The organism is Pseudomonas sp. 65/3-MNA-CIBAN-0223, from assembly GCF_040310425.1.
Classification (GTDB): Bacteria; Pseudomonadota; Gammaproteobacteria; order Pseudomonadales; family Pseudomonadaceae; genus Aquipseudomonas; species Aquipseudomonas gregormendelii.
The window spans coordinates 37,391-53,019 of record NZ_JBEOPV010000015.1; the positions used below are offsets into that span (position 1 = coordinate 37,391).

General features: G+C 61.7%; 16 protein-coding genes and 1 pseudogene. 6 read left to right on the forward strand and 11 right to left on the reverse strand.

What is annotated here, in order from left to right; all coding sequences use genetic code 11:
- The first annotated feature begins 190 nt into the window (after positions 1-190).
- Positions 191-862: a hypothetical protein gene (locus tag AAEZ09_RS19060; protein ID WP_045060947.1), complete on the forward strand. Its 672-nt coding sequence runs from the start codon at positions 191-193 to the stop codon at positions 860-862.
- A 66-nt stretch (positions 863-928) separates the two neighbouring features.
- Complete coding sequence (locus tag AAEZ09_RS19065; protein ID WP_350600357.1) at positions 929-1,984, forward strand: permease; 1,056 nt, start codon at positions 929-931, stop codon at positions 1,982-1,984.
- Positions 1,985-2,022: 38 nt separating this feature from the next.
- Here AAEZ09_RS19065 and mnmH read toward each other — a convergent pair whose 3' ends face one another.
- Positions 2,023-3,126, reverse strand: coding sequence for a tRNA 2-selenouridine(34) synthase MnmH (gene mnmH / locus AAEZ09_RS19070; protein WP_350600358.1), 1,104 nt, complete (start codon positions 3,124-3,126; stop codon positions 2,023-2,025).
- A complete protein-coding gene (selD, locus tag AAEZ09_RS19075) occupies positions 3,126-4,160 on the reverse strand; it encodes a selenide, water dikinase SelD (protein ID WP_045060944.1) in 1,035 nt (344 codons plus the stop codon). The genes mnmH and selD overlap by 1 nt, the downstream gene beginning before the upstream one ends.
- A 230-nt stretch (positions 4,161-4,390) precedes the next feature.
- Here selD and AAEZ09_RS19080 point away from each other — a divergent pair, with 230 nt between their 5' ends.
- Positions 4,391-4,618 carry a DUF6555 family protein gene (locus AAEZ09_RS19080; RefSeq protein ID WP_045060943.1) on the forward strand — a complete coding sequence of 76 codons (228 nt, stop codon included), beginning with the start codon at positions 4,391-4,393 and terminating at the stop codon, positions 4,616-4,618.
- 84 nt (positions 4,619-4,702) lie between these two features.
- Here the strand turns inward: AAEZ09_RS19080 and AAEZ09_RS19085 are convergent, their stop codons facing one another.
- From AAEZ09_RS19085 to AAEZ09_RS19095, 3 genes are all read right to left on the reverse strand, one after another.
- Complete coding sequence (locus AAEZ09_RS19085) at positions 4,703-4,870, reverse strand: metallothionein (protein ID WP_205892468.1); 168 nt, start codon at positions 4,868-4,870, stop codon at positions 4,703-4,705.
- Positions 4,871-4,952: 82 nt separating this feature from the next.
- Entirely contained in the window at positions 4,953-5,405 is a 453-nt protein-coding gene (locus tag AAEZ09_RS19090) for a DMT family transporter (protein ID WP_045060942.1), read from the reverse strand.
- Positions 5,406-5,407: 2 nt separating this feature from the next.
- Positions 5,408-5,893, reverse strand: coding sequence for a DMT family transporter (locus tag AAEZ09_RS19095; RefSeq protein WP_045060941.1), 486 nt, complete (start codon positions 5,891-5,893; stop codon positions 5,408-5,410).
- Positions 5,894-6,109: 216 nt separating this feature from the next.
- On the opposite strand from AAEZ09_RS19095, the gene AAEZ09_RS19100 reads away from it, so the two are divergent.
- Positions 6,110-7,045 carry a LysR family transcriptional regulator gene (locus AAEZ09_RS19100; RefSeq protein ID WP_350600360.1) on the forward strand — a complete coding sequence of 312 codons (936 nt, stop codon included), beginning with the start codon at positions 6,110-6,112 and terminating at the stop codon, positions 7,043-7,045.
- 112 nt (positions 7,046-7,157) lie between these two features.
- On the opposite strand, the gene ctpM is transcribed toward AAEZ09_RS19100, so the two are convergent.
- Positions 7,158-8,840 (reverse strand): methyl-accepting chemotaxis protein CtpM, encoded by a 1,683-nt coding sequence (gene ctpM / locus AAEZ09_RS19105; protein ID WP_045060939.1) that lies wholly within the window; start codon positions 8,838-8,840, stop codon positions 7,158-7,160.
- A gap of 191 nt (positions 8,841-9,031) precedes the next feature.
- Positions 9,032-10,348 (reverse strand): Na+/H+ antiporter family protein, encoded by a 1,317-nt coding sequence (locus tag AAEZ09_RS19110; protein WP_177328578.1) that lies wholly within the window; start codon positions 10,346-10,348, stop codon positions 9,032-9,034.
- Positions 10,349-11,816: 1,468 nt separating this feature from the next.
- Between AAEZ09_RS19110 and AAEZ09_RS29510 the strand changes: the two are divergent.
- Together AAEZ09_RS29510 and AAEZ09_RS29515 are read left to right on the forward strand one after the other, a co-directional pair.
- A pseudogene (locus tag AAEZ09_RS29510) lies at positions 11,817-11,963 on the forward strand (HAMP domain-containing protein); the annotation flags it as partial.
- 102 nt (positions 11,964-12,065) lie between these two features.
- On the forward strand, positions 12,066-12,821 hold the full coding sequence (locus AAEZ09_RS29515; protein WP_412072549.1) for a methyl-accepting chemotaxis protein: 756 nt from the start codon (positions 12,066-12,068) through the stop codon (positions 12,819-12,821).
- Positions 12,822-12,976: 155 nt separating this feature from the next.
- Here the strand turns inward: AAEZ09_RS29515 and AAEZ09_RS19120 are convergent, their stop codons facing one another.
- Genes AAEZ09_RS19120 through AAEZ09_RS19135 form a run of 4 tightly spaced genes read right to left on the reverse strand, consistent with a single transcriptional unit; the run spans position 12,977 to position 15,590 of the window.
- Entirely contained in the window at positions 12,977-14,290 is a 1,314-nt protein-coding gene (locus AAEZ09_RS19120; protein ID WP_350600362.1) for a sensor histidine kinase, read from the reverse strand.
- Positions 14,287-14,955 carry a response regulator transcription factor gene (locus tag AAEZ09_RS19125; RefSeq protein ID WP_045060935.1) on the reverse strand — a complete coding sequence of 223 codons (669 nt, stop codon included), beginning with the start codon at positions 14,953-14,955 and terminating at the stop codon, positions 14,287-14,289. Before AAEZ09_RS19125 ends, AAEZ09_RS19120 begins: the two co-directional genes overlap by 4 nt.
- A gap of 3 nt (positions 14,956-14,958) precedes the next feature.
- On the reverse strand, positions 14,959-15,282 hold the full coding sequence (locus tag AAEZ09_RS19130; RefSeq protein ID WP_045060934.1) for a PepSY domain-containing protein: 324 nt from the start codon (positions 15,280-15,282) through the stop codon (positions 14,959-14,961).
- Positions 15,282-15,590: a PepSY domain-containing protein gene (locus AAEZ09_RS19135; RefSeq protein ID WP_045060933.1), complete on the reverse strand. Its 309-nt coding sequence runs from the start codon at positions 15,588-15,590 to the stop codon at positions 15,282-15,284. The genes AAEZ09_RS19130 and AAEZ09_RS19135 overlap by 1 nt, the downstream gene beginning before the upstream one ends.
- Positions 15,591-15,629: the final 39 nt, after the last annotated feature.

The following is a 15,629-nucleotide window of genomic DNA, read 5'->3' on the forward strand; positions in this document are numbered from 1 at the left end:
ACATCCGAGAAAGCATCCCGGTAGAGTGCGGCGCACCTGTCGGGATCGAACCAAATGGGCTTCAGGCACTCTGATCCTTGCCCCTTCGGAAACGGACCGGCTCAACGACATGGAAATCACCCGACGCTGGAAGCTCGCGGTGTAAAGGTTTGTCAGCCTTAACCGAATGCGCTGAAGAACCCCTTATTCGATGAAATTCTTGAAATTTGCCAATCGCTTCAAGCATCGCGCCTATCTTTTTCTGCCGGCACTGCTCGCCACCAGTGCGGTGTTCCTGTCGCTGGAATCCAGTGAAAGCCGCGCCCAGCCCGCTGACGGTACCCAGACCCTGGTGTTCCTGCGCCATGCGGAAAAACCCGAGGGCGGCCTGGGCCAGCTCAACTGCCAGGGCCTCAATCGCGCCATTGACCTGGCGACCCTGCTCCCGGAAAAATTCGGCAAGGCCGACTATGTGTTTGCGGCCAACCCGACCCGCAATGTCGAGGAAGGCGAGCTGGATAACTCCTACAGCTACATCCGTCCCCTGATGACCATCAGCCCGAGTGCGATCAAGCTCGGCCTGCCGGTGAACATCAACTTCTCGGCCAACGATACCAGCGACCTGGCCGACGAACTGCTCCATGACAAGTACCACAACTCGGTCATCTACACCGCCTGGTCCCATGGCTACCTGCCTGAGCTGATCAACAAGGTGGCGGGCGACGCCCTGGGCAAGAAGCAGAAGATTACCGAAGACTGGGAATCGAGCGATTACGACTCGTTGTATGTGCTGACCCTGACCTGGCACAACGGCAAGGCCAGCCTGGAAAGCCACACCTACAAGCAAGGCCTGGATAACGGTCGCGAGACCTGCCCAACGTAAGTGCCTGCGCCGGGAGGAGGAGCTGGGCTATCATGAACCCTGTCCTTCTTGCCCCGGAACCTCCCCATGTCACTCTCATCCACAGTTGCCCCCTCCAGGGGCTGGTCGTTCTGGTGGAAACCTGCGCTTTTTGTCCTGGTCGCCTGTATTGGCCTGTATTACGTCAAATGGTCGCCCTACTACGCCAAGGCTTTCCTCGCCGCTGACAACCACAGCATCGGCGCCTCCATCCTCAACGACGCCCAGACCGCTCCCCTGGCCGCTGCACTGACCTATGCCAAGGTGTATTTCCTGGCGATCTGGAAAGCTGCAGTGCTGGCAGTGATTCTCGGCTCGTTGCTGCAGGTGTTGATCCCCCGCGACTGGCTGCTTCGCCTGTTCGGCCGCGCCGGTTTTGCCTCGACCTTGCGCGGCGGCCTGTTCGCCCTGCCGGGCATGATGTGTTCATGCTGCGCGGCACCGGTAGCGGCCAGCATGCGTCGCTCCAATGTGTCAGTCGGCGCCGCGCTGGCGTTCTGGATCGGCAATCCGGTGCTCAACCCGGCCACGCTGGTGTTCATGGGCTTCGTGCTGGGCTGGGGCTTTACGGCGCTGCGCCTGGTGGCGGGTATCGTGCTGGTGTTTGGCGTGTCCTGGGTGGCGCAGCGCATGTCCGGCCCTCAGGTGCTGCCTGAAGCGGCTGTGGAAGCAGTGAGTGAAGCGAGCACGGTGGATGTGCAACCGTTCCTGGTGCGCTGGGGCCGCACGCTCTGGCAACTGTTCTGGAGCACTATCCCGATTTACATCCTGGCAGTGCTGGTGCTCGGCGCAGTGCGGGTCTGGGTGTTTCCGCACATCGATGGGGCCACGGCCAACAGCCTGATGTGGCTGGTGCCGTTGGCGATCATCGGCACTTTGTTCGTGATTCCAACGGCAGCGGAAATCCCCATCGTGCAAACCATGATGACCCTCGGCATGGGCACCGCCCCCGCCGTTGCGCTGCTGATGACCCTGCCGAGCATCAGCCTGCCGTCGCTGCTGATGCTGCGCAAGGATTTCGATGCGAGGGTGCTGGTGAGTGTGGCGCTGATGACCATGGGGATTGGTGTGGTTAGCGGGTTGATTGGGGCTGCTTTGCTGTAGATTTTGTGGCGCCCGTGAGGGCGCCATCGCGGGCAACATCACCCCCGCTGAACAGCACGCGCCAGCAGATACTCGAGCACCGCATCCCGCTCCCCGGCAAACTCGATTCGCGCGCCCTTTTTCTCGCGCTGAAACGCATACATCGGGTCGTAATACTCGCTCAACAAGCCCTCGATCCAGGCCCGGTGCAGGTCCACCGAGCCGCTGCGTGCCTGTTCCGCCAACGCATCCTCCATCAACAGCAGCATGCGCCGGTGCCGTTCGCCACCCAGGCGTTTTTGCACATTATTGAGGCTTTCCAGCAACCGCTCGGAGAACAGCGCAAACCCGACTTCGCCATGCACAGTGATGAATTCCGCGCACAGGTCTACCACGTAATCGCGCAGGATCCGCTCGACCCGCCCTTGCAGGCTGTCTTCCAGCCAGACCATCGGATACTGCTGCATGCCCTGGAACAACGGCAGCGGCAAGGCGCAGCTGCCGACCGTGCGGCTCTCGTCTTCCAATACGAAGCGCTCGATGCCAACCGCACGTTTTTTCAAGATGTCCACGGCCAGGCGGTTTTCAAAATCGATGTTGGAGGGCTGGTCAGTGGCGCGTTTGCCGAAACTGGAGCCGCGGTGATTGGCATGGCCTTCCAGGTCCAGACCGTTGCTCAACTGCGTGAGCACCTCGGTCTTGCCGGTACCGGTCATGCCGCCCAGCAACACGAAATCACACTGCGTCACTGCCTGGTCGACCGTGTCCAGCAGGAACGAGCGCATGGCCTTGTAGCCGCCACCGACTCGTGGGTACTCGATGCCCGCCTCGTCCTTGAGCCACTGCTGCACAAGCTGCGAGCGCAAGCCACCGCGAAAACAGTACAGATAACCTTCAGGATGGGCCCGGGCAAAATCGGCCCAGGCCTGGATACGTTCGGCCTTGATCGCACCGGACACCAGTTGGTGCCCGAGGGTGATCGCTGCCTCCTGCCCGTGCTGCTTGTAGCAGGTGCCGATGCGCTGGCGCTCGTGGTCATTCATCAGCGGCAGGTTGACCACGCCGGGAAACGAGCCCTTGGCGAATTCCACCGGTGCACGAGCATCGAGCATGGGTCGGTCGTTGAGGAAAATGGCGCGGTAGTCGGTGCAGTCGATTGGCATCAGAACACCTCGACCGCGTGGGTCTGTCGCTCAACCAGCTCACCGATGGGCTCAAGGGTCAGTCCCAGTTCGGCGGCCACGCTCAGAAACTGCGGGTTGCCTGCCGGAGTGACCGCTATCAGCAGGCCGCCGCTGGTTTGCGGGTCGCACAGCACACGCTTGTGCAGTTCCTGCAGACGTCCCAGTTTGCTGGCATAGCTGTCGAAATTGCGCAGGGTGCCGCCTGGGACACAACCCTGCTCAAGGTAATACTCAACACCGGCCAGGCGCGGCACGCGGTCGTACTCGATACGCGCGGTCAGGTGGCTGCCGTCGGCCATTTCCACCAGGTGCCCGAGCAGGCCGAACCCGGTGACGTCGGTCATCGCGGTCACGCCCTCAAGCTTGCCGAAACGGCTGCCAGGCTTGTTCAGGGTGCACATCCAGTCGCGGGCCAGGCCGATATCGGCATGGCGCAACTTGCCCTTTTTCTCGGCGGTGGTGAGGATGCCGATCCCCAGGGGTTTGGTGAGGTACAACAGGCATCCGGCGGTCGCGGTGTCGTTGCGTTTCATGTGGCGTTTTTCCACCAGCCCGGTCACGGCCAGGCCGAAAATCGGCTCGGGCGCGTCGATGGAGTGCCCGCCGGCCAAGGGAATGCCTGCTTCATCACAGATCGAGCGACCGCCACGAATCACCTCCCGGGCGATTTCCGGGGCCAGCACGTTGACCGGCCAGCCGAGAATGGCGATTGCCATCAGCGGATCGCCGCCCATGGCGTAGATGTCGCTGATGGCGTTGGTGGCGGCGATGCGACCGAAGTCGAACGGGTCATCGACGATCGGCATGAAGAAGTCGGTGGTCGAGACCACCCCACGTTCTTCGTCGATGGCATAGACCGCCGCATCATCACGCGAGGCATTGCCGACCCACAGATTCGGGTCCAGGTTCTGCGCCCCGCTGCCTGCCAGGATCACTTCCAGCACCTGGGGGGAAATCTTGCAGCCGCATCCTGCGCCGTGGCTGTATTGGGTCAGACGAATCGGCTCGCTCATGGGGGGCACCTTGTGAAGTCAGGTCGACAATCGTACAGCAATCACCTGGACGATCAGAGCCGGCCTGTGATCTTTGGGCCTTCAGGCCAAAAAACCACCGTGCAGGTTCCCTCAGCTATAGTGAGTTTCAGGTTGGGAGCCCATCCCAACTCGCTGCCGTCTGACAATCCGACTGAATTTTCCGGCCCGCCCATGATCCTTCTAATACCACAGGGAGAATCACGGGCTTTATGAACAACGCAAAATTATTCGTCATTGAGTACACCCTTCATGGCGCCCCCAAGTCTTTCATTATCCGTCTGGACAAGATGGACAACGCAGAGGCTTGGCATTGGGCAAGCTGTGACGCCGGTGTGGGTCGGATCCCGCGCTTTGGCCGGGAGAAGGTGCAGAAGACCAGCAAACCGATGGCCGAGAAATTCGGCGTCGAGAACGTGACCTGGCGGCCGGCTGGCTGACCCGCGAAGCATGGTTTGCCCAAAACAACAGTGGAGCCTGAAAAGGCTCCACTTTGTTTGAGTGACCGGTTATTGGGTGACCGGTTAACTGTGCGCGCACTTGCAGCCTTTGGATGAACACTCTTCGCCATGCTCGTGGTGCTTGGCGCACGCTTCGCAGCAGTAATGCTTGCCGTGTCGAGCGATCGGGTGCTCACCCAGCTCGCACTTGCATTTGGGGCAGTCGCAGGTATCGGTCCTGGTTACGGTCATGGTCTTGACTCCATCGTTATGGTCGTCCGGATGCAGCGGATGCCCACCCGTGATTACAGTGTAGGACCATCAACCATCGACGTTACGCCTGCCGCGTATTACTGCGATACATGAACACCAGCGCCAGCGCCAGGCACACCATCGCCAGGATCCGGCTGCCCGACAACTCGATTGCCGGGTTGCCCAGCCAGCCGAAATTGTCGATCAGCATGCCCATGCCCAACTGCCCGACGATAACCGCCACAGTGGCGACAGCCGCCCCTACCCGTGGCACTGCGCCGACCATCACCATCATGTAGACCACGCCGAAGAGGGCGCCGCTGAGCTGCCATTTCGGCACGTCGAGCAGACTCACCGCATGGGCCGGTTCGAAGAACAGGATCAGCAGGCCGGTGACCACAGCGCCGACCACGAAGGTCAACAGACTGCTGCGCAACACGCCCACCGTTTCACCCAGGCGTCCATTGATCGCCGCCTGCACACTCAACACCGCACCGGCCGCTACGACCACCGCCAACAAAATAAACAGACTCATCATCAACCCCTGGCAATCAGAACAAGTGCGGCAACAATCAACACCAACGCCAGCCAGCGTTCACCGTTGACCTTTTTGCGCGTTGCGCCGAACCAGCCGAAATGGTCGATCAGCACGCTTTTACCGACCTGCCCTGAAAGAATCGCGATCATCGTCATGGCGATGCCGATATGCGGCGTGGCCAGCGTCAATACGATCACGTACACGGGGCCCAGGAAACCGCCGATCAGTTGCCAGCGCGGCAAGGTGTTCAACGCCGGCCCCTGTTGCGGGCCGCTCATCAACAGCAGCAGAAACAAGATGGCCGAGCCAACGCCAAAGATGCTCAAGGTCGCCCACAGATGCCCGACCTGAACCCCAAGCGGCCCCAGCAACCCGGCCTCCACGGAAAGCCCCATGCCGGCCAGGATCACCAGCGGCAACAGCAGCAGCCGTAGCCCCGGTTTGGTGGCAGGCGTCGCAGCGACCTGTTCGATTGAAGATTGCATAAAGATAACCTGTGGTCAGTTAACACAAACCCATGTCGGCGCGAGCCTGCTCGCGAAAACGCTGCTCGGGTCGGCAACAAGCGGGTGAGCGATGATTTCGCGGGCAGACTTGCGCCCCATGGGCGAAGGAGGCGTGCATTATCGGCTGGCTTCCCTTTGCGATAAATGGGAACATCCAGACAACACTTTTGCGCATTACGCACAGCAGGATTGATCATGCAGGGTCTCAACGAATTTGGATTCAAGGCGCTCAGGCTGTTTGTCGCGGTGCTGGACCATGGCAGTTTCTCTGAAGTCGCCCGTCGCGAAGGCCTGGCACCCTCCTCCATTTCGCGGCAGATCCAGCTGATGGAACAGGCCCTGAGCCAACAACTGCTGTACCGCCACACGCGCGCCGTCACCCCTACCGAGGTCGGGCGCATGCTGGGGCACCATGCGCGGTTGGTGCTGGTGCAGCTCGAGGAAGCCGAACAGGCGCTGCAGGAGCAGCGAAGCGAGCCGAGTGGACTGGTTCGGATAAACGCCCCGGTGGTCTTCGGGCAACGGCACCTGACGCCCTGGCTTGGCCAGTTGTGCGAGCGCTACCCGAAGCTGCAACTGGATATCCAGCAGACCGACAGCTCCGTCGATCCGCTGCAGGAAGGTGCCGACCTGCTGTTCCGCATCGGCCCCCTGCACGACTCGAGCATGCAGGCGCGAATTCTGGCGCCCCATCGTTTCCAGGTGGCGGCCAGCCCGGCGTATCTTAAGCGTCGCGGCACCCCGAGGCGTCCCGACGAGCTCGTCGCCCATCAGTGTCTGGCCTACAAAGGCGTGGCCGGTCAGCAGCGCTGGTTCTTCCGCAAAGATCAGCAGGACTGGGTGGCTTACTCGGTGAAGGGGCCAATCACCGGCAACCATGCCGACACTCTCACTCAAGCGGCGGAACAGGGCCTGGGGCTGGTGATGTTTCCGTCATGGCTGATTGGCGAAGCGGTGCGTAACGGCACGCTGGTGCCCGTGCTGGAGGAGTATCAGGTATCCAATAGCCTGGAACCGCAGCAGATCGCCGTCCTGTGGCCCGGTAGCCGACGGTTGTCGGTAAAGGTCAGGACGGTGATCGATTTTTTTGTCGAATGCTTCGGGGCGGTGCCGTACTGGGACCGACCGTAGCTGGCGAGGCAGGCAGTGCGCTATGGCACCATCCTGGAGCAGGCAAGCTGCCCCCCTCGCCACAGGAGCTCAATTGCCACAGACGTGTAAAGGCCACCAAAAACGTCAGGCGTCAGATACGGAACTGCCCAACCAGTCCGCCCAACCGTTGCCCCAGGTCTGCGAGGCTACGGGTGGTTTGTGCGCCGAGCTGGGTTTCGTCAGCGACGCTGTCTACAGCTGCCGCAATCTGATGCACGCTGCGGTTGATCTCTTCGGCCACGGCCGTCTGCTCTTCGGCGGCGCTGGCGATCTGCGCGTTCATCGAGTTGATCGTGCCAATCAACTGCGCCATCGCATCCAGCGAAGCGCCCGCCTCGTTGGCCTGGGCGCTGGTGCCGTCGCCGGCCTCACTGGAGCGACGCATCGCCTCAACCGCTGACTGCGTGCCCGCCTGCAAACGGTCGATCATGCCCTGGATTTCCTGGGTGCTGATTTGCGTGCGACTGGCCAGCGCCCGCACTTCGTCCGCCACCACAGCAAAGCCGCGGCCCGCCTCGCCGGCGCGAGCCGCTTCGATCGCGGCATTGAGGGCCAGCAGGTTGGTCTGGTCAGCAATCGAGCGAATCACCCCGAGCACGCTGACAATCGACGACACGTCCTGCTGCAAACTGTCCAGCGACACGCCGCTGCTGCGAATGTCGTCCACCAGTGCATGAATCTTCACGATGCTGCCAGCCACTACCCGCTTGGCCGCCTGGCCCTCTTCATCCGTCTGCTGAGCCGCTACCGCAGCGTTCTGCGCGCTTTTGGCAACTTCCTGGGCCGCCGCCGACATTTCATTGATCGCCGTGGCCACCTGATCGGTCTCGTGACGCTGGCGCTCCATCGCCTGGTCCGAACGCTGGGCCTGAGCGGATACCTGAGTCACCAGGCCGGTCAGCTGCGAAGTCATTTCAGTGATCTGGCGCACCAGCCCATGGATCTTGTCGACAAAACGATTGAACGAGCCCGCCAGTTCGCCAAGTTCATCCTGGCTGGTAATGGTCAGGCGGCGAGTCAGGTCACCCTCGCCTGCCGCGATGTCATCGAGGTTGGCCTTCATCAGGTGCAGTGGACGCAAGATCGTGTTGGACAGCAACACGCCAGCAGCGGCGATCACCAGCAAGACCACGGCAGCGATGCCGACAATGCTCCACACCACCCCTTCCATGCGCGCCTGTACCTTGGCCTCGACCAGCGCCACCTGCGCCTCAATGCCGTCGAGATTCACCGACGTACCCACCGCCATGTCCCATTTGGCCAGGTACTCGGTGTAACCAAGCTTGGGCACCAGCACCTGGGTGTTGCCCGGCAACGGTGAACTGTATTGCAGGTAATGGGTGCCGTCCTTCGCGACTTTCACCAGGTCGCGGTTGACGTACACGCCGTTCGGGTCGCGGTTGTCCTTGAAGCTCTGGCCGACGCCTTCCGGGCTGTTGGCCTTGAACAGGCGCACGGTGTTGGAGTCATAGCCGAAGAAATAGCCGTCCTTGCCATAGCTGATGCTCGACAGCAATTTGATCGCCTGGGCCCGCGCGCCATCGTCGCCGGGGGCGGCGGCTTCGTAGAGAGGTTTGATCGTGGACACGGCCACGGCCACGTAGCTTTGCAAGGTGGCCTTGGCGTCAGAGAGCAGGCGTTGCCGGGTTTCCTCCACTTCGTTGCGCGCCTGTTGCTGCAGGATAAACAGCGTGGTCAGACTGATGACCAGCGCAAAGAGCAGCACCGGGAGGACGGCGAGGGACAGGACTTTAGCCTTGAGGCTCATGCGCATGACATTCACTCTTTTGATTTATTGGCGTGCCTGGAAGCTTTAACGGCACGCCGGAGCAAAAGTTGAATATCACCCACTGTAGGCGTGAGCCTGCTCGCGATAGCGGAGTGTCAGCCAACATCAATGCTGAAAGTCAGGCCGTCATCGCGAGCAGGCTCACTCCCACAGGGGAGATCAGTGAGGCGTGGGGATCACAACACCATCGCCGCCACCCAGCCGAAGGCCAGCAGCGGCAGGTTGTAGTGCAGGAAAGTCGGCACCACAGTGTCCCAGATATGGTGATGCTGGCCATCGACGTTCAAGCCGGAGGTCGGGCCGAGGGTCGAATCGGAGGCTGGGGAGCCCGCATCCCCGAGTGCACCTGCAGTGCCGACGATGCACACGATCGCCAGCGGGCTGAAGCCCAGCTGCACGCACAGTGGCACGAAAATCACCGCCAGGATCGGCACCGTCGAGAACGACGACCCGATGCCCATGGTCACCAGCAACCCCACCAGTAACATCAACAAGGCACCAATGGCCTTGCTGTGACCGATCCAGGAAGCGGCGGTTACGACCAGCGACTGCACATCGCCAGTGGCCTTGATCACTTCGCCAAACCCCGAGGCGGCGATCATGATGAAGCCGATCATCGCCATCATCTTCATGCCTTCGGTGAACAGATCGTCGGTATCACGCCACTTCACAATTCCCGACACCGAGAAAATCAGAAACCCTGCCAGGGCGCCAATGATCATCGAGTCGAGCAGCAGCTGGATCACGAACGCGGCGATGATCGCCAGGCCCGCGACCATCAGGCTCAGCGGGTTGTATTGCACCGCCACCTGCTCGACCTGCTCGATCTTGCCCAGGTCGTAGACGCGCTTCTTGCGGTAGCTGAAAAACGCAATCGCCAGGCCAAACACCATGCCCAGCGCCGGGATACCCATCGCGTGGGTGACATTGATGCCGCTGATATCAACGCCGCTGCGGGCGACGTTGGCCAGCAGGATCTCGTTGAGGAAGATGTTGCCAAAGCCCACCGGCAGGAACATGTACGGCGTGATCAGCCCGAAGGTCATGACGCAGGCGATCAGCCGTCGATCCAGTTGCAGCTTGGTCAGCACGTACAAAAGCGGCGGCACCAGCAACGGAATAAAGGCGATATGTATCGGCAAGATGTTTTGCGAAGCGATGGCCACGACCCCCAGCAGGCCGATCAGCAACCATTTGACCCGGCCGCCACTGCTGGCGTGCTGGCGATCAACCATGGCCAGCGCCTTGTCTGCCAGGGCATGGGCCATCCCCGACTTGGCAATCGCCACCGCGAACGCCCCCAGCAAGGCATAGGACAGCGCAACGGTAGCCCCGCCCCCAAGGCCGCTGTTGAACGCTTTAAGCGTGGCGTCGATGCCCAGGCCGCCGGTCAGGCCACCGACCAGCGCGCCCACGATCAGCGCGATCACTACGTGTACGCGGGACAGGCTGAGTATCAGCATGACGCCGACCGCAGCAATTACTGCATTAATCATCGTTACCTCAAGGCAAGCAGAATGAGCTCAGCCGGCAGTCTGCGAAGAGCCGCCAGCGGATTTTAGAATGGGTTTTATTAGAGGGCGCGCACTGTGCCGCAGCACTGCCAGCTTGTCAAAGCCAACACGATCCCGTACGAGCTGCCGCAGGCTGCGATCTTTTGAGCTTCTGGCGTCATCAAGAACATTGAAAATCAAAAGATCGCAGCCTTCGGCAGCTCCTACCGGGTGAAATTCGATATTCGGTAAACACCATCAAGAATCCCGAGTAACGGCCGCTACAGTACCAAGCCGCAGATATTTATCGAATAAGGACGTCTCCATGTCGCTCAGACAACTTTCCATTCAATGGAAAATCACCCTGCTGGCCGGGCTTTGCCTGGCGGGTATCGTGACCCTGCTGGTGGGTCTTTCGCTGTATCGCATGGAGCACAGTTCCGCCTTGGTGAAGGCCTCGAGCACGGAGATGCTCAATGAAGCCGCCCAGGCACGTATTCAATCCCAGGGTGAAAACCAGGCGCTGGTCATTCGCCAGCAGTTCATGGACGCCTACCAATACGGCCATGGCTTCTCGCGCCAGGTGCTGTTCCTGCGCGACCAGGCGGAAAAGCGCTTCCTCGACGCCTTCGACCTGCGCGAAGACCTGACCCGCCAGGTCAAGTCGGCACTGCAGGCCAACCCGGAACTGCTCGGCCTGTCACTGGTGTTCGAAGTCAATGCCCTGGACGGCAAAGACGAACTGTTCGCCGGCCAGGCCGAGCTGGGCAGCAACGACAAGGGCCGCTTCGCCCTGTACTGGTCGCAGCCCACTCCGGGCCAGGTAACGTCCATGGCGTTGCCGGAAAGCGACATGGCCGACACCAATGCCGGCCCCAGCGGCGAACCGGCCAACGCCTGGTTCACCTGCCCGCGCACCTCGCTCAAGCCGTGCGTCATCGAGCCGTACTTCTACAAGATCGACGGCCAGGACGTGTTGATGACCAGCATCGTCTTTCCGCTGATGGTCAACGGCAAGGTCATCGCTTCGCTGTCGGTGGACATCAACCTCAACAGCCTGCAATCGATCAGCCAGGCGGCGAGCAAGAAGCTCTACGACGGCCAGACCCACGTCAGCATCATCAGCCCGGTCGGCCTGCTGGCCGGCTACAGCCCGGACTCGAGCAAACTCAGCCAGCGCCTGGACAGTGTCGACAAGAGCAGCGGCGCCGAGCTGATTCGTTTGCTGGCGACCAGCGACAAGACAGCCAGCCTGCACAGCGACCAACAGCTCAAGGTGCTCGCACCCTTCGAGCCGATCCCCGGTGGCAAATCCTGGGGCGTGCTGCTGCAAGTGCCGGAAAAAGTCCTGGTCGGTCCTGCCGAAGCCCTGGAACGACAACTCGATGAGAGCAACACCACTGGCACCCTGGTTGAACTGGGCCTGGGCGTGCTGGCCGCGTTGATCGGCCTGCTGCTGGTGTGGCTGATGGCCCGCAGTGTGACCAAACCGATCCTCGGGGTGGCGCGCATGCTCGAAGACATCGCCAGCGGCGAAGGCGACCTGACCCGCCGACTGGCCTACGACAAGCAGGACGAACTGGGCCAGTTGGCCGGCTGGTTCAACCGCTTCCTGGACAAGCTGCAGCCAATCATCGCCGAAGTGAAACGCTCGGTGCAGGATGCGCGCAGCACGGCTGACCAATCCTCCGCGATCGCCACTCAAACCAGCGCCGGCATGGAGCAGCAGTATCGCCAGGTGGACCAGGTTGCCACCGCGTCCCACGAAATGAGCGCCACCGCCCAGGACGTCGCCCGCAGTGCAGCGCAAGCCGCCCAGGCCGCCCGCGACGCGGACCATGCGACTCGCCGTGGCCTGACCGTGATCGACCAGACCACCACCAGCATCGACAACCTTGCCGCCGACATGAGTGCGGCGATGGTGCAGGTCGAAGGCCTGGCAGCCAACAGCGAGAAAATCGGCTCGGTGCTGGAAGTGATTCGCGCCATCGCCGAACAAACCAACCTGCTGGCCTTGAACGCCGCCATCGAAGCCGCTCGCGCGGGTGAAGCCGGTCGCGGCTTTGCCGTAGTGGCCGATGAGGTGCGCAACCTGGCGAGACGTACCCAGGAGTCGGTCGAGGAAACCCGCCTGGTGATCGAGCAGCTGCAAAGCGGTACACAGGAGGTGGTGGGCTCGATGAGCAACAGCCATCGCCAGGCCCAGGGCAGCGTCGAGCAGGTTGGCCAGGCCGTGACCGCCCTGCGCCAGATCGGAGAAGCGGTGACGGTGATCAGCGACATGAACCTGCAGATCGCCAGTGCGGCGGAAGAACAGAGCGCCGTGGCTGAAGAGATCAACAACAACGTGGCGACGATTCGCGACGTCACGGAGTCGCTGTCGGGGCAGGCGAATGAGTCGGCGCGGGTCAGCCAGTCACTCAACAGCCTGGCGAATCAGCAGCAGAGCTTGATGGATCAGTTTCGCGTGTGAGCCACTCCACAGCGCACGGGTGAGCCAATGTGCAAGAGCCAATGTGGGAGCGAGCCTGCTCGCGATAGCAGAGTGTCAGGCAACTAGATGTCGACTGACACACCGCTATGGCGAGCAGGCTGGCTCCCGCAGGGACTTTGGGGCAGTTTCAGGTCTCAGCGCCTGGGCAGTTCAATCACCACCCGCAACCCGCCCCACTCACTCTCTTCCAGGCGCAACACCCCGCCCCACGTGTCGACGATATCGCGCACGATCCCCAGCCCCAGGCCGTGCCCATCGGTTTGCTCATCCAAACGGGTGCCGCGGCTGAAGACCTGGGTCCGTTGATCCTCGGGTATTCCCGGCCCGTCATCCTCCACATCCAACTCAAACCCTGCCGTCGTCTCCACCACGCTCAAGCGCACCTCGGCATCCGCCCATTTGCAGGCGTTGTCCAGCAGGTTGCCGAGCAGTTCCAGCAGGTCTTCACGATCCCAGGGCAGTTGCAGCCCCTGGGGCGCGCGGTAGCTCAGGTGCAAATGTTCACCGTGGATCATGTTCAGCGTCGCCAGCAACCCCGGTAACTCGCCAGCGCAATCGAACAAGGCGCCCGGCAGCGCATCGCCGGACAACCTTGCGCGATTGAGCTCTCGATTGAGCCTTTGCCGGACCTGCTCCAGCTGCTCCTTGAAGATCCTGCGCAATTCGGGGTGGTCATCGAGTTTTTCACTCGAGGCCAGGCTCACCAACACCGCCAGCGGGGTTTTCAAGGAGTGACCAAGATTGCCCAGGGCATTGCGCGAGCGCTTGAGGCTGTCCTCGGTGTGCGCCAGCAGATGGTTGATCTGCGCCACCAACGGCTCCAGCTCTACCGGGACCTGATCGTCCAGCTGCGAGCGCTGCCCCTGTTGCAACTGGGCGATCTGCTCGCGGGCCTTTTCCAGGGGACGCAATGCTCGACGTACGGTGACCCGTTGCAGCACCAGAATCAGCAGCAGCCCCGCCAGTCCCAGCCCGAGGCCGACCTGTTGCATGCGCAGGAAACTGTCGCGCACCGGGGTGTAGTCCTGCGCCACGCTGATGGAAATCGACTGCCCCAGCCGCCGATAGTCGGAACGCAACACCAGCAACTGCTGGCCCTCGGGCCCCAGTTGCAGGTTGCTGTGCAGCCCCGATTCAGTGAGTTGGGGAAACTCCTGGTCCCACAGGGATCGCGAGCGCCAATGTTTGTCGGCGAAGTCGATGCGGAAGTAGTGCCCGGAGAACGGCCGCTGATAGGCCGGCGACAGGTGCCGCTCCTCCAGTTGCAAACCCTGGGGCCCACGTACCAGTGCCACCAGCAGGTTCTCGCTGTCGTTGCGCAGGCCCGCCTCAAGGTAGCGCTGCAAGCCCATTTCGAACAGCCACAGGCTGGTCTGCGCCAATACCAGGCCGACAATCACCATCACGCTGATCAGGCCCAGGCTCAAGCGGCGCTGGATCGACCTCACTTGGCTTGCCCGCCGAACAGGTAACCCTGGCCGCGACGGGTTTCGATCACGCTGCGGCCCAGCTTGCGTCGCAGATGATTGACGTGGACCTCCAGCACGTTGGAATCACGCTCTGTTTCACCGTCGTAGAGGTGCTCTGCCAGGTGGCTCTTGGACAGGATCTGTTCGGGGTGCAGCATGAAATAGCGCAGCAGGCGAAATTCCGCAGCGGTGAGCAAGATGTCGGCACCGTCCCGCGTCACACATTGGCGGCCTTCATCCAGATGCAGGCCCGCCGCCTTGAGCGTCGGCTGGTTGGCCTGGCCGTGGGAGCGGCGCAACAGCGCCTGGACGCGCAAATGCAGCTCTTCGGGGTGAAAGGGTTTGGTCAGGTAATCGTCGGCGCCGGCCTTGAGGCCTTCGATGCGTTCGGACCAGGAACCGCGCGCGGTCAGGATCAGCACGGGTGTCGACAGACCACCGGCGCGCCATTGCGCCAGCACTTCAAGCCCGGGCAAACCAGGCAGGCCAAGGTCGAGGATGATCAGGTCATAAGGCTCGCTGCTGCCCTGGTACACCGCATCGCGGCCGTCGGCCAGCCAGTCCACGGCATACCCCTGGCGGTTCAGACCGGCCATCAATTCGTCGGCCAGGGGCACGTGGTCTTCCACGAGAAGCAAGCGCATCGGTCAATCTTCCTTGTCTTTCAGTAACTGGCCAGTGGTGGCGTCGAGGTCCAGCTCGCGGACTACGCCTTCGGCGGTCAACAGTTCGACTTCATAAATGTAGACGTCGTGTTTTTCTTCAAGCTCGGCTTCCAGCAATTTGGCCCCTGGATAGCGATCCAGGGCCTGCTGCAGCAGCTGCTCCAGGGGCATGATCACCCCTTGCTGGCGCAGGCGCAGGGCTTCGTCCTGATCCAGGTCGCGGGCCATCACCACAGAGCAGAAGACCAGCAGCGCCAGCCCCACTCGGAGGCTGGCGCGCGTGCCGGACAAAAAATGCACCTTCATTACGTATCCTGTTGATCCTTGAGAACCTGCCCGCTGACAGCGTCCAATTCCATGTCCCAATCGAGACCCTGTGGGTCACGCATCTCCACCTGGTAGACGAACTTGCCGTACTCTTCTTCCAGCTCGGTCTCGGTGATGGTGGAGCCCGGGTGTTTGGACAGAGCTGTAGCATTGAGCTTCTCGAAAGACACAATGGTACCAGCGTCGCGCAGCCGCAGGGCTTCATCAGGGCCCAGGTCCCGGGCATGGGCGAGGCTGGCGGTCATGGCGACGAGGGAAGCAGTGAACAGGGCAGTCAGGGTTTTCATCGGTGTCTCCGAATTTTTTGGGTGTTGCTTACGGGAGCT

Coding starts and splice junctions, on each gene's coding strand:
- AAEZ09_RS19125 (WP_045060935.1), bottom strand. CDS start 14,955: ATGCGCTTGCTTCTCGTGGAAGACCACGTGCCCCTGGCCGACGAATTG.
- AAEZ09_RS19085 (WP_205892468.1), bottom strand. CDS start 4,870: ATGACCGTAACCAGGACCGATACCTGCGACTGCCCCAAATGCAAGTGC.
- ctpM (WP_045060939.1), bottom strand. CDS start 8,840: ATGCGCATGAGCCTCAAGGCTAAAGTCCTGTCCCTCGCCGTCCTCCCG.
- AAEZ09_RS19135 (WP_045060933.1), bottom strand. CDS start 15,590: ATGAAAACCCTGACTGCCCTGTTCACTGCTTCCCTCGTCGCCATGACC.
- AAEZ09_RS19065 (WP_350600357.1), top strand. CDS start 929: ATGTCACTCTCATCCACAGTTGCCCCCTCCAGGGGCTGGTCGTTCTGG.
- AAEZ09_RS19090 (WP_045060942.1), bottom strand. CDS start 5,405: ATGAGTCTGTTTATTTTGTTGGCGGTGGTCGTAGCGGCCGGTGCGGTG.
- AAEZ09_RS19130 (WP_045060934.1), bottom strand. CDS start 15,282: ATGAAGGTGCATTTTTTGTCCGGCACGCGCGCCAGCCTCCGAGTGGGG.
- AAEZ09_RS19095 (WP_045060941.1), bottom strand. CDS start 5,893: ATGCAATCTTCAATCGAACAGGTCGCTGCGACGCCTGCCACCAAACCG.
- selD (WP_045060944.1), bottom strand. CDS start 4,160: ATGAGCGAGCCGATTCGTCTGACCCAATACAGCCACGGCGCAGGATGC.
- AAEZ09_RS29515 (WP_412072549.1), top strand. CDS start 12,066: ATGGAGCAGCAGTATCGCCAGGTGGACCAGGTTGCCACCGCGTCCCAC.
- AAEZ09_RS19080 (WP_045060943.1), top strand. CDS start 4,391: ATGAACAACGCAAAATTATTCGTCATTGAGTACACCCTTCATGGCGCC.
- AAEZ09_RS19100 (WP_350600360.1), top strand. CDS start 6,110: ATGCAGGGTCTCAACGAATTTGGATTCAAGGCGCTCAGGCTGTTTGTC.
- AAEZ09_RS19060 (WP_045060947.1), top strand. CDS start 191: ATGAAATTCTTGAAATTTGCCAATCGCTTCAAGCATCGCGCCTATCTT.
- mnmH (WP_350600358.1), bottom strand. CDS start 3,126: ATGCCAATCGACTGCACCGACTACCGCGCCATTTTCCTCAACGACCGA.